The organism is Hymenobacter metallicola (genome assembly GCF_004745645.1).
Taxonomy (GTDB): domain Bacteria; phylum Bacteroidota; class Bacteroidia; order Cytophagales; family Hymenobacteraceae; genus Hymenobacter; species Hymenobacter metallicola.
Map to the genome: position 1 here is coordinate 119,161 of NZ_SRMB01000002.1, position 12,882 is coordinate 132,042.

Annotated in this window: 11 protein-coding genes; 7 read left to right on the forward strand and 4 right to left on the reverse strand. The window is 57.7% G+C overall.

Annotated features, from left to right (window positions below):
- Positions 1 to 77 precede the first annotated feature (77 nt).
- Complete coding sequence (rsfS, locus tag E5K02_RS11265) at positions 78 to 464, reverse strand: ribosome silencing factor (protein WP_100337452.1); 387 nt, start codon at positions 462 to 464, stop codon at positions 78 to 80.
- Positions 465 to 505: 41 nt separating this feature from the next.
- Here rsfS and E5K02_RS11270 point away from each other — a divergent pair, with 41 nt between their 5' ends.
- From E5K02_RS11270 to rlmB, 5 genes are all read left to right on the forward strand, one after another.
- Positions 506 to 1,273, forward strand: coding sequence for a biotin--[acetyl-CoA-carboxylase] ligase (locus E5K02_RS11270; protein WP_135394913.1), 768 nt, complete (start codon positions 506 to 508; stop codon positions 1,271 to 1,273).
- A gap of 239 nt (positions 1,274 to 1,512) precedes the next feature.
- A complete protein-coding gene (locus E5K02_RS11275; protein ID WP_135394914.1) occupies positions 1,513 to 2,145 on the forward strand; it encodes a T9SS type A sorting domain-containing protein in 633 nt (210 codons plus the stop codon).
- 157 nt (positions 2,146 to 2,302) lie between these two features.
- Positions 2,303 to 5,290, forward strand: a complete 2,988-nt coding sequence (locus E5K02_RS11280; protein WP_135394915.1) for a glycosyltransferase family 117 protein — start codon at positions 2,303 to 2,305, stop codon at positions 5,288 to 5,290.
- A gap of 161 nt (positions 5,291 to 5,451) precedes the next feature.
- Positions 5,452 to 6,675, forward strand: coding sequence for a GWxTD domain-containing protein (locus E5K02_RS11285; protein ID WP_135394916.1), 1,224 nt, complete (start codon positions 5,452 to 5,454; stop codon positions 6,673 to 6,675).
- Complete coding sequence (gene rlmB, locus E5K02_RS11290; RefSeq protein WP_135394917.1) at positions 6,639 to 7,577, forward strand: 23S rRNA (guanosine(2251)-2'-O)-methyltransferase RlmB; 939 nt, start codon at positions 6,639 to 6,641, stop codon at positions 7,575 to 7,577. The genes E5K02_RS11285 and rlmB overlap by 37 nt, the downstream gene beginning before the upstream one ends.
- Before the next feature lie 85 nt (positions 7,578 to 7,662).
- Here the strand turns inward: rlmB and E5K02_RS11295 are convergent, their stop codons facing one another.
- On the reverse strand, positions 7,663 to 8,709 hold the full coding sequence (locus E5K02_RS11295) for a LacI family DNA-binding transcriptional regulator (protein WP_135394918.1): 1,047 nt from the start codon (positions 8,707 to 8,709) through the stop codon (positions 7,663 to 7,665).
- A 193-nt stretch (positions 8,710 to 8,902) separates the two neighbouring features.
- Here E5K02_RS11295 and E5K02_RS11300 point away from each other — a divergent pair, with 193 nt between their 5' ends.
- Both E5K02_RS11300 and E5K02_RS11305 read left to right on the forward strand, forming a co-directional pair.
- A complete protein-coding gene (locus E5K02_RS11300) occupies positions 8,903 to 9,967 on the forward strand; it encodes a LacI family DNA-binding transcriptional regulator (protein WP_167856371.1) in 1,065 nt (354 codons plus the stop codon).
- A 104-nt stretch (positions 9,968 to 10,071) separates the two neighbouring features.
- The gene (locus E5K02_RS11305) at positions 10,072 to 10,563 is read left to right on the forward strand and encodes a cupin domain-containing protein (protein ID WP_240737247.1); all 492 of its coding nucleotides are present in this window, start codon (positions 10,072 to 10,074) and stop codon (positions 10,561 to 10,563) included.
- A 111-nt stretch (positions 10,564 to 10,674) separates the two neighbouring features.
- Here E5K02_RS11305 and E5K02_RS11310 read toward each other — a convergent pair whose 3' ends face one another.
- Both E5K02_RS11310 and E5K02_RS11315 read right to left on the reverse strand, forming a co-directional pair.
- Entirely contained in the window at positions 10,675 to 11,766 is a 1,092-nt protein-coding gene (locus E5K02_RS11310; RefSeq protein ID WP_135394921.1) for a mannose-1-phosphate guanylyltransferase, read from the reverse strand.
- Between the two features lie 83 nt (positions 11,767 to 11,849).
- Positions 11,850 to 12,788, reverse strand: coding sequence for a KpsF/GutQ family sugar-phosphate isomerase (locus E5K02_RS11315; protein WP_135394922.1), 939 nt, complete (start codon positions 12,786 to 12,788; stop codon positions 11,850 to 11,852).
- Positions 12,789 to 12,882 lie beyond the last annotated feature (94 nt).

Consider the following 12,882-nt stretch of genomic DNA (forward strand, 5'->3'; position numbering starts at 1 on the left):
AAGGAATTCTAAACGAAGAACAAAGGCGGAACCGCCGCCCGCGCTAATTGTTAAGACGCACCAGAGCCGGTTTTACTTTAAACGGCCTCGGCTTCTTCGGTGATATATTTTATTTCGGCGTCGCCCCACAACTCTTCCAGTGCGTAGAACTGCCGACGGTCGCGCAGGAAGATGTGTACCACTACATCGACATAGTCGAGCAGTACCCACTCACGGTTCATGCGGCCTTCGGTTTGCCAGGGGTTCTGGCCGGTAAGCTTTTCAACTTCTTCTTCCACGGAACGCGCAATGGCGTCCAGTTGGGTATCGGAGGAAGCAGAGCAAATGATGAAATAATCCGCTACTGCGTTTTTAAGGTCCTTCAGATTGAGCACCACGATATCGGCCGCTTTTTTCTCCTGCATGCCGCGTACGACTACGTCTGCCAATCTGTCTGAATCCTGCCGAACCAGGGTACTTTTCATAGGGTATTATTAGGTTTGAACGCACAAAGTAAGAAAATCAGGTGGAGGCACTATCCCCCCAAACCCTATTCACGGGCCAGCAAATTGTTTGGTTGCCCGAATGCGCCTCGACAAACAGCGAAGCACAAGCTCTCATTGTCAAAAACAGCGCCACCGATGGTTGTACGGTGATTACCGACAAACAGACCGCTGGCCGGGGCCAACGGGGCAACCGCTGGGAGGCCAGCCCGGGCGAAAACCTGACATTATCGGTTATCTGGCAGCCCACCTTTCTGGCCCCGACCAATCAGTTTCAACTGAGCCAGGCCGTGGCCTTGGGCGTACTCGATTGGGCCCGGGACCTGCTGGGCCCCGATGCCGCCCTGCGCCTGAAGTGGCCGAACGACATTTATTACGGTTCCCAGAAGCTGGGTGGCATCCTGATTGAAAACACCATAAGCGGCGCCAAGATTCAATATAGCATCGTCGGAATCGGGATAAATGTCAATCAGCGGGAATTTGGCATGCCTACGGCTACTTCGCTGGCCTGGCTTACCGGTCGGGCCTACCCGCTCAAAGTCCTTATCACCCGCCTACTCGAGTGCCTAGAGCGCCGCTACCTGATGCTACGGGCGGGCCGTGTGGCGGCGCTGCGCTTCGATTATCTGCAGGCGCTGTACCGCTACCAAGAGCGGCATACCTATGAGGTAGACGGCCAAGAGGTAAGCGGGCAGATTGTGGGCGTGGACGAAACGGGCCGCTTGGTAGTAGAAATAAACAAAGAGTTGAGAAGTTTCGCGCTGCAGGAAATTAAATATATACATAAATAGTTTCTGGGGGTGACAACCATTCCGGCCGTTGCCCCGAGTATGAACAAAGCAAGCTTAGCTACTGCTGCTTTAAACTCTTCGCCGGCTAACTACTCTAATCGACCTGGTCGCGACGGCCGAGGCAGGGTACTCAGCTAGGCACAGAAAAGGGCACGGTGCTTGTCTTAGGCCTGGCAGGGTTGGTAAAAAGCCGCTCCTGCGAGGCAACGATTTGTTCTTTTGCTCACAGCCCCCGAAACATGAAAACATCTACTCGTCTTTTTTTATTGTTCTTTCTGGTTCTGGCGCAGGTTTCGGCCTGGGCCGCTACCATTACCATTACCGTGGGCGACAATTTCTACGCGCCCCAGGATGTCACCATCCGCCCCGGCGACGTGGTGGTCTGGCAGTGGCAGGCCGGCAGCCACCCCACGGCTTCCGACAACGCCGCCTGGGCCACGTTTCAGATGAACTCGGCCAACCGTACCAAGTCCATTACCTTCAATACGCCGGGTACGTTTGGCTACCACTGTACGGCCCATTCCTTCCTGGACCCCAGCACCAACACCTGGCAGGGAATGATAGGCTCGATTACCGTCAGCACCGTGACGCCCGTGCTTGAGGCGCGCCCAGCTACTCCCACGTTGAGTGTGTACCCTAACCCCAGCAAGGGCCTGGTAACGGTTTCCCTGGGTCAGAAAGTAAGTGAAGGCTACAAGCTGCGCCTCAGCAATATCATTGGCCGGGAAGTGCGGATGGTGGCTTTGAAACCCGAACTGATGGCTGATGGCCTGCAACTAGATCTGACTGATTTGCCAGCCGGCGTTTACTTTTACAGCCTGCTGGCCAACGATAAAGTCATCAGCACCAAACGCTTGATTTTGCAGAACTGAACTTTCTGACGCCCGACGCTTTTTGAAAAGCAGCCAGTACCCCTGGCTGCTTTTTTTATGCTTGTACCGGAATATAGCTCCTTTTAGGTGTCTGCAAGCCGGGTGCGGCATGGCCAGATTTATTGCCTACTTTTGGCCCTTCTCTGATTAAACCAGTATGCGGAGTTACAAAAGCCTGAATAACCTAGTCGGCTGGCTTGTTTTTGCCATTGCCACGATTACCTATCTGCTCACCTTAGAACCCACGGCCAGCTTCTGGGACTGCGGCGAGTTTATTGCCTGCTCCTACAAGCTGCTGGTGCCTCACCCTCCGGGGGCCCCTACCTTCCTGCTGCTGGGCCGCCTGTTTTCGCTCTTTTCCTTCGGTGACGTCACCAAGGTTTCGGTCCTAATCAACTTCCTCTCGGCCCTGAGCAGTTCGTTCACGGTGCTGTTCCTGTTCTGGACGATTACCATGCTGGCCAAGAAGCTCGTGGTGCAGGCCCCGGGCTTGCGCGACGCGCGCACCGTGGAGCCCACCAGCGGCCAGACCCTGTTGATTCAGGGTGCGGGCGTCGTGGGCGCTTTGGCCTTCGCCTTCTCTGATTCGTTCTGGTTCAACGCCGTGGAGGCCGAGGTATACGCCATGTCGGCCCTGTGCACGGCAGCCGTCGTCTGGATTATGCTGAAATGGGAAAACCGCGCCGACGAGGCCGATTCCGACAAGTGGCTGATTCTGATTGCCTACGTAATTGGCCTGAGCATTGGCGTCCATTTGCTGAACCTGCTGGCTATTCCGGCCTTGGGCTTTATCTACTACTACCGTCGTCACGAAAACCCGACTACCTGGGGTGGTATCCTGACCCTGGTTATCAGCAGCGTGATTGTAGGCCTGATTCTGGCCGGCATTATTCCCGGGCTGCCCACCCTGGCCGGGGCGTTCGAGGTATTCTTTGTCAACAGCATCGGGCTGCCCTTCAACTCGGGCCTGATTTTCTTCCTGCTGCTGTTTGTGGCCCTGATCTGGCTGGGCTTCCGCTACTCGTTCCGCAACCACAGCCGCCTGGTCAACACGGCCATGCTGAGCTTCGTGTTCATTCTCATTGGCTACTCGTCGTACCTGATTGTACCCATTCGGTCTAGCTACGAGCCGACCATCAACGAAAACGCGCCCAAGGATGTGCTGTCGTTCGTGAGCTACCTCAAGCGCGAGCAGTACGGCGACCGGCCCCTGCTCTACGGGCCGCAGTTCAACGCCGAGCCCATCGACCAGAAGGAAGGCGCTCCGCGCTACGTGCGCAAGGGCGACAAATACGTCATTGCCGAGCGCCGCCTCGAAACCATCTACCGCGACGAGGACAAGATGCTGATTCCCCGCATCTACAGCCCCGCGCCCGAGCACATCTATAACTACAAGAAGTGGGTCGACATCCAGGAGGGCGTGAAGCCGACCATGGGCCAGAACCTGAGCTTCCTGACCCGCTACCAAATGGGCCATATGTACTGGCGCTATTTCCTGTGGAACTACGTGGGCCGCGAAAGCGACATTCAGCAGGCAGGCGTAGTATGGCCTACCAATGCCAGCAGCAACGGCCTGCCCGAGCGGATTGCCACTAGTCCGGCCCGGAATAACTTCTTCGCCATTCCGCTGATTATGGGTCTGATTGGCCTGTTCTTCCACGTGCGGCGCGACGGACGCAACGCCCTGGTCATTGGCCTGCTGTTCATCTTTACGGGCCTGGCCATTGTGTTCTACCTGAACCAGCCCCCAATTGAGCCCCGCGAGCGGGACTACACCTTCACCGGTGCTACCTACGCCTTCGCCATTTGGATTGGGCTGGGCGTGCTGGGCTTGGCCGACTTGCTGAAGGCCGTGCTCAAAGCCGATGGCTCACGCGCAGTGGTGGCTACCCTGGTGGGCCTGCTGGCCCCCGGCCTGATGGTAGCCCAGGGCTGGGACGACCACGACCGTTCGGACCGGTACAACTCGGTAGATTCGGCCAAGAACCTGCTGAACTCCTGCGCTCCAAACGCTATTCTGTTCACCAACGGCGACAACGACACTTTCCCCCTCTGGTACGCCCAGGAAGTGGAAGGCGTACGGACCGACGTGCGCGTAGCCGTACTAAGCTACCTGAACACCGACTGGTATATCGAGCAGATGAAGCGCCGCGCTTACTTGTCGCAGCCGCTGCCCATCTCGATGAAGAGCGACAATTACGCGCAGGGCACCAACGATTATCTGCCCTACGTGGAAAACCCGGCGGTGCAGGAAGTAAACCTGCGCGAGTTCATCGGTTTGGTGGATCAGAACAGCCCGCTGCTGCAGGTCCAGACCCAGAGCGGCCGGCCGCTGCTGTCCTTCCCGACGCGTAAATTCTACCTGCCCGTGGATACCGCTGCCGTGGAAGCCCTGGGTATTATTCCCAAGGACCGCCGCAAGCAGCTCGTGAGCCGCATGGAGTGGGATATGGGCAAAGGTGCCATCGAGAAGAAGAACCTGGTAATTCTGGATATGCTGGCCACCAATAACTGGAAGCGGCCTATCTACTTCTCCAGCACGGTAAATTCCTCGGACTTTATGAGCCTGCAGCCCTACTTCCAGCTCGAAGGCATGGCTTACCGCATTCTGCCCGCCAAGGACCCCAACTACGACCCGCGCGGTAACGAAGGCTACGTGTCGAAGGAACTCATGTTTGAAAACATGATGAAGAAGTTTGCCTACCGCAACCTGGACCGGGCCGATATTTTCTACGACGAAAACAACCTGCGCTTCCCGGCCAACTACCGCGACAAGTTCTCGCGCCTGGCCGAGGCGTACCTGGCCGCCGGCGACAAAGCCAAAGCCAAAGAGGTACTCGACAAGTGCTTCCAGGTAATGCCGGACAAGTCGATTCGCTACGACTACTACGTGCCGCAGTTTGTGGTGCCGCTGGTACAAGTGGGCGAGAAGCAGCGGGCCAACGAAATCATGGACACCATGACCAACCGGGCCCAGCAGTCCTTGGCATACTACAGTACCCGCAGCAGTGCCCTGTTTGACATGGAAGTGCAAACCAACCTGCTGGCCCTGCAGAGTGTGTACCGCGCCGCCGAGGAAGTAGGAGACCAAGCCCGCGCCAAAAAAGCCCTGGATTTGCTCAACCAGTATTATCCGCGGCAGTAATGCCCAATAGTTTCGACCTAACATAAAAACAGCCATCCTGCCCCCGGGATGGCTGTTTTTATGTTAGCTACTTTGTAACCGGCTGCCGTACTATACCTTGCACGTACTCGTTGCTTACCAACCCGGCACGTGTCGGCTGCCGAATTACCTCTCTTCCCCCGATGCGTACTCTACTACACTGTTTGCTGCTTAACACGCTGCTTTTCCTAACGGGAGGCCTACAGCCCCTGGCAGCTGACCCGCGGCGGGACTTTGCGGGCCAGTACCAGCCCCAGCGCCGGATATTAGCGGAAACCCGTCGGGAGGGCGACAGTCTGCGCATCTACCTGCGTTTTCCGGATGGCAGTGTATTGCAGCGGGGCAATCCGCTGCGGGTGGCCGCCTGGGCCAGCTTCGAGGCCAAGCGGCCGGTGTGGCGCCAGGAGCTGCGGCAGTTGGCTAACCGTACCCGCCTGGATAAATCGGCGGCCTGGGTGGAGTTCTGCGTAGCGGCGGCCAGCCTGCAGCCCGGGCAGGTGCTGAGCATGGCCTGCGCCCCGCCCGATGAGGCCGATGCCAGCGAGGCGGCCTGGCTGCCCATTACCAAAGAGCGGCTGGGGCGCACTTTTCTGGTAACTGACTCGGTGGGCGACCCGCTGCTGCGCCGCTACGTGCGCCTCAACGAGCCTTTTATGCTCGACTGCTACGGACCAGAAAGGCCGCTTGTAGCCAAACGTTACGACTCGGGCTTCAACGCCGCCCTGCCCCCTATGGCCAACCCAGCCGCCCAACCAGTATCACGCACATTGCCCGCTCGTGACTCCGTTTTTTTCCGGGCCGGGCAGCGGCTACTACTACCCCAGGCCGGCCTGTACATGCTGCGCGTCGATGGCGCCCCAAGCGGGTACGGCTTGCTCGTAACCGACCCCGACTTTCCGGAGCTTACCACTGCCGATGAGCTCATTCAACCGCTTATTTACCTGACTACTTCCGCTGAGCGCAAAAAGCTGTACGATGCGCCCGAACCCAAGCGCGCCGTTGACCAGTTCTGGCTGCGCGTGGCCGGCGACAACCAAGGCGTAGCCCGCCAACTGATCCGTACCTACTACGGCCGGGTAACGGCGGCCAATCAATTATTTACTGCTCACAAACCGGGGTGGATGACCGACCGGGGCATGCTCTACGTGGCCCTGGGCGCCCCTGATGCCGTGTACCGCACGGCCGCCGAGGAGCGCTGGGTATACCGCGACGCCGATGGCAGCAACGGTACGTATACGTTCCGGCCCAAACCCAGTACCTTTGCCCCTGAACACTATGAATTGGTGCGCCGGCCGGAGTACGAAATGCTTTGGTATGCCGCCGTTGAGCAATGGAGAAAAGGACTGACCGCCCGGAGCGGCCGCTGAATGAGCGGCGCACGTACTACAACAGCGAAAACCGCCCAATCGGCCGTGATGACCGGGCTGGCGACGACCGGCGTGAGCCCCGGGGCGAAGGCCGCGACGCGCGCGGGGGTGGCGACTACAAACCGCGCTACCCGCACAAACCGGCGGCCGACCGCAGCATTGAGATGCTGTTTGGCCTGCGCCCCATCCTGGAGGCCCTGAGTGCGGGCCGCACCCTGGAGAAAATTTACCTGCTGCGCGGCACCAAAAACAGCATCACCCAGGAAATTACCGAGCTGGCGAAAGCGGCCAACATTCCCATGTCGCTGGTGCCGATTGAGAAGCTCAACGACCTGACCCGCAAAAACCACCAGGGCGCCGTAGCCTTCGTGTCGCCTATCGACTACCAGCCCCTCGACAGTATTCTGGCGGGCTTGTATGAGGCAGGCAAAACCCCGCTCCTGCTGCTGCTCGACCGGATTACGGACGTGCGCAACTTTGGCTCCATTGCCCGCAACGCCGAGTGTATGGGCGTGCACGCCATTGTGGTGCCCAGCCGGGGAGCGGCCCAGATCAATGGCGATGCGCTGAAGACTTCGGCCGGCGCCCTAAACCTGATTCCGGTGTGCCGAGAGCCCAACTTAAAGGAAACCATCACGTTTCTGCAGCAGTCGGGCGTAACGGTTATTGCCTGCACCGAGAAGTCGGATGCCAGCCTGGAAGCCGAAACCGTGGACATGACCGGTCCCGTGGCCGTGCTGATGGGCAGCGAAGAGGATGGCATTTCGCCGGAATACCTGAAGCTGGCCAACCACAAGCTGCGCATTCCGATGGCCGGTCAGATTGGCTCGTTGAACGTATCGGTAGCCAGCGGCATCATGCTCTTTGAAGTACTGCGCCAACGCCTGAAAAGCGGGCAGTAGGCTGATTCAGCCCTAAAAGCAAGAAGCCCGACCAAGCACTTGGTCGGGCTTCTTGCTTTTAGGGCTGAATCAGCTTTAACGCAACTTAGGCATTTGACAACCGAACCGACGACTTGCGAATAATGAGCGTTGGTGCTAATACTACACTTTGCGGGCGAGCTAAGCTCTGGTTGCCGGAGTCCTGGAGCTCGTGCAGCAGAATATCGATGACATTTTTGGCTATGCTCTCAACGGGCTGGGCAATAACGGTAATAGCGGGCGTATACAACCGGAACAGGTCGTGGTCGTCGTAGGAAATGATGGCCAGGTCGTCCGGAATCCGCCGACCCAGGCGCCCAATGGCTTCCAGCCCGTAAATACTCAGATAGTTGGTCGAAAAGATAAGCGCGTCTAGTTCAGGATTAGCCTGAATAAATGCGTGGATGTCGGCAACAATGGGCTGCGTGTCTTTGGTCACGGTCACGCGTTTTACTTTCTGCGCTAGGTTTTGCTCGGTTAGGGCCCGGGCATAGCCGTGCAAACGGGCTTCCATCTGGGTTTGGGTAGAGTCGGTCGTGACGAAGCCCACGTTGGCAAAGCCCTGTTCCAGCAAGTGACGCGTGGCTTCGTAGGTTCCCTGGGCCCCATCGACTACAATATAATTGGTCGCCAGCCCGGGCAGGTAGCGGTCAAAAAGAACCGTCGGCGTTTGCTCGCGCAGAATATTGCTCACCTCTTTTTCAATTCCTTCCGAGGGCACAATAATAAACCCGTCCACGTGCTGCTCCTGAAACATGGCAATCAGCTCCTTGGTCTTGGCCGTGTTGTTGTCGGTGCTGCAGTAAATGATCCGGTAGCCCCGCTCAAAGGCCTGTTTTTCAATCAGCCAGGCTACCGTGGCAAAAAACGGGTTGGAAATATCTTCCACGACCAACCCAATAATGTTGGTTTTACCCGTGCGCAGGCTTTTGGCCAGGTGGTTGGGCTTGTAGCCGACCTCCTCCACGTACTTGAGCACCCGTTCGGCGACGGCGTCGCTAATGCGGTTTTGCTTGGCTTTCCCGTTCAGTACCAACGAGACGGTGGCAATAGACACTTCCAGATGACTGGCAATGTCATTAATCAGGGTCCGCTTCTTCACCTTTGTGCTCATACCGGGATAATCAGGAATGTATATCCACCAAAGGTAGAAGAATCGGCTATAGCTCTCCGTACGGTATTGTCCAGCTTGTGCTTTTCTACTGACAGGTACCGGACCGATGTTTCGCAGTTTTCTTGGGCGTTTGCGGTCTGTGTTGTTCCTTGACCCCGACTGGCATTGCCTTCCGCCCTTAACGCACCGAATTATGGCCGCTAAAAAGCAGCAAATCTCGCTACGGGATTTAGCCCGGCACCTGAATTTATCGACCTCCAGCGTCTCTCGGGCCCTGGCCGACCACCGCGACATTAGCGAAGCCACGAAGGAGCGGGTCCGGCAAATGGCTCAGGAACTCAACTACCGCCCCAACCAGCTAGCGGCTGCCCTGCGCCGGGGCCATAGCAAGACTATTGGCGTGATAGTGCCGCACATCAAAGGCTATTTCTTTCCGGCTGTGATGAACGGTATTGAAAAAGTAGCCACCCTGGAAGGCTTCAACGTGTTGCTCTGTCAATCGAATGAAGAGCTGCGGCGGGAGCAAAAAAACATTGAAACTCTGCTGGCAGCTCAGGTTGAGGGTATTTTGGTATCGGTGTCGGCTACCACCTTCGCCGACATGGACCATTTCGAGCAGGTGCGCCGCCAGGGTACGCCGCTGGTATTTTTCGACCGGGCTCCGGAGCTGCCGCGCAGCATGGCCGTGGTGCTCGACGATTTTCAGGGCGCTTACCAGGCCGTTTCCCACCTGATTGCCCAGGGCTGCAAGCGGATAGTACACTTGGCCGGACCTCAGCACCTGAACACCAGTCGCAACCGGTTCTTGGGCTACAAGGCCGCCCTCGAAGCCCACGGTTTGCCCTTCCAAGACGATTGGGTATATTCCTTGCCCGCCCTGACCCACGACGCTGGCCGCCTGGGCATGCAGCACCTGCTGGCCCTGGAGCCGCCCCTGGACGGTATCTTCGCCGCCTACGCCATTCCCTCGGTGGGTGCGCTGGAAGTACTGCGTGAAAAAGGTCTGCGAGTTCCCCAGGATATTGCCCTGGCCTGCTTCAGCAATGAGCCTTTCACTACCATGACCCAGCCGCAAATGACAGTCGTGGACCAGCGGGCCGAGCAAATGGGCGAAACTGCCGTCCGGTTATTTCTGCAGCTGCTCAAGCGCGGTCCTTCGTACGAGCCCCCGCACTTGGTGCTCAAGCCCGAGCTGATTATCCGTAGCTCGTCCTTGCACCAGTCGCAGGTTGCGGTAGAGCTTTCAGAGTCCAAATAAGACTTCTATCTTACTTCAAACTCTACTACCTGCTAGCTGCCGCGGCCCGTGGCTTGCCAACCCGGGCCCACTGCACACTTCCCGACCTAGTTATGAGCTCTGATATGTCCAAGCAACAACTGTTTCAGCAAACTCAGCAACACTTACAGGAGCAAGGCTTCGGCATTGCCCAACAAGACCAAACCCGCCCCTGGGGGGGCTTTTTCGTACTCGACGAAAACCAGGCCCAGCAATTTGCCGACACCTACTTCGACGGCCTTTCGGTCGACCAGCTGCGCATTTCGGGCAAGCTAAGCCCCAAAGTGCTGCTCGTAGCGCCCGGCCAGCGCCTCTCGTGGCAATACCATCACCGCCGGGCCGAAATCTGGAAGGTAGTGCGCGGCACCGTGGGCATTGTCACCAGCCCAACCGATGAGGAAGGTGAGTTGAAGACGTATTCGCCCGGTCAAACCATCACGCTCAAGCAAGGCGAGCGGCACCGGCTCGTGGGCCTCGACGATTGGGGCATGATAGCCGAAATCTGGCAGCATACCGACGCCCAGCAGCCCTCCGATGAAGAAGATATTGTGCGCGTGCAGGACGACTTCGGCCGCTAAGCCGGGGCTTTTCGGGCTTTATCTTTTGTCTTTGTCTTCCAAACGCAAGAAGGCCGCCCCAGGTGGGGCGGCCTTCTTGCGTAGCACGGCTGCGTAGCATCAGCTTCCGGTTTAGTTATAGCCCGTTCCTTTTTTCGACTTCACGTCGGCTACGAACTCCTTAACCCGCTGCTCCTCCGTGCGCTTACAAATCAGCAGTACGTTGTCGTATTCGGCAATGATATAGCCATCCAGCCCCTGCACCACGACCAGACGCTCCGAGGGCGTTTTAATCACGCATTCCCGGGTGTCATAGAGCAGCGCGTCGCCGTCGACCACGTTGTTGTCGGCATCGTGGTGGCCCATGCGGTGCAGCGAGTCCCAGGTACCCAGGTCGCTCCATCCAAAGTCGGCGGGCAGTACGTACACGTTGTCGGCTTTTTCCATCACCCCGTAATCGATGCTGATGTTGCGGCAACGCGTGTAGGCCTGGGTGATGAAATCGGTTTCACGCTCAGTACCCAGGTCGTTGACTCCCTCGTCGAATACCTCGGCAATATCGCCCAGATACTGGTGGAAGGCGTGGATAATGGCATCGGCCCGCCACACAAACAGGCCCGAATTCCAGAGAAAATCACCACTGTCGACAAACATGCGGGCCAGCTCCAGATTCGGCTTTTCCGTAAAAGTTTTCACTTTCTCCAGGCCCTTGGGCAAGCCGCTCTTTCCGTCCTCATCAATGTACTGGATGTAGCCGTAGCCCGTATCGGGGCGGGAGGGCTGAATGCCAAGTGTAAGCAATACCTCATGGTTCTGCGCCACGTCGACAGCCTTGCGAATAATGGCGCGAAACTCGTCCTCGTGCAGCACCGCGTGGTCGGCGGGTGTAACGATGATAATACCCTGGGGATTACGCTTGGCAATGCGGTAGCTGGCGTAAGCAATACAAGGAGCCGTGTTCCGGCCAATTGGCTCGCCCAGAATCTGGTCGGCGGGCAGTTCGGGCAAGTGTTGCTGCACCAGTTCCATATAGTCGCGGTTGGTCACGACAAACACGTTTTCGGGCGGGCAGATCTCCCTGAACCGGTCCACGGTGAGCTGCAGCATAGAGCGGCCCACGCCCATTACGTCGTGAAACTGCTTGGGCAGGTGCGTACGGCTAAAGGGCCAGAAGCGGCTACCGATACCGCCGGCCATCACGACGAGGAACGTATTTTGATTCATCAGAAGAAGCTGATTAAATGGTGCTGACCATGCTTACAAAACGCAAACATGGTATTTAAGCGTAAAGTAATGTAACAATTCGACTATACCAAGCCTTCACGCAGCAAGTCGTGTAAGTGAATGAACCCGCTGAACTGACCTCTTTCAGTAACAATGAGTTGGGTGATATTACGATTTTGCATTCGAACCAAAGCCTCAGCCGCGAAGTCCTCCACGTCGATGGTCATGGGCTGGGGCGTCATAATGTCGCGGGCTCGCACTTCTTCGAGCTTAGTAAAGTTGGTCAGCATGCGGCGCAGGTCACCGTCCGTAATGATGCCCAGCAGGTGCTGGTCGGCCAGGGCCAGCACAGCCGTGGCGCCCAAGCGCTTACCCGATATCTCCAGAATAATGTCCTTGAGCGGGGCATTTTCCAGCACCTGCGGCGTCTGATTTTGCCGGCTCAAGTCGCCCACTTTCAGATAAAGCTTCTTGCCCAGAGTACCGCCCGGGTGCAGGCGGGCAAAATCGGCGGAAGTAAACTCCCGCGACTCGAGCAAACACACGGCCAGCGCATCGCCCAGGGCCAGGGCTGCGGTGGTGCTGGTAGTGGGCGCCAGGTTGTGGGGGCAGGCCTCGCGGGTCACGGGCGCGTGCAGCACGTAGTCGGCCTGCACGCCCAGGTAGGAGTCGGCATTGCTGACCAGGGCCGCCAGCGGCACGCCCTTGCGCTTGAGCAGGGGCACGAGCACCTTTATTTCGGGCGTGTCGCCGCTCTTGCTGATGGCAATGACGAAATCCTCGGGCTGAATCATGCCCAGGTCGCCGTGGATGGCATCGGCGGCGTGCATAAACAGCGCGGGCGTGCCCGTGGAGTTCAGGGTGGCGACCATCTTGCCCGCAATGTGGGCACTCTTACCGATGCCGGTAACCACCACCCGACCCCGTAAAGAGAGTATGGCGGCTACGCATTGTGCAAAATCCGGCGTTTGGGCAATGGCTTCGGCCACGCCCCGAACGGCGTCTGCTTCTTCGAGAAGCACTTTTTTTGCAATTGTGTTGGTGTCGTTCTGCTGTTTCAATCTAAATTTGTCTAGATTGAGTAACCAACACGAGTGGTGTTGGTGCTCAAGTCTG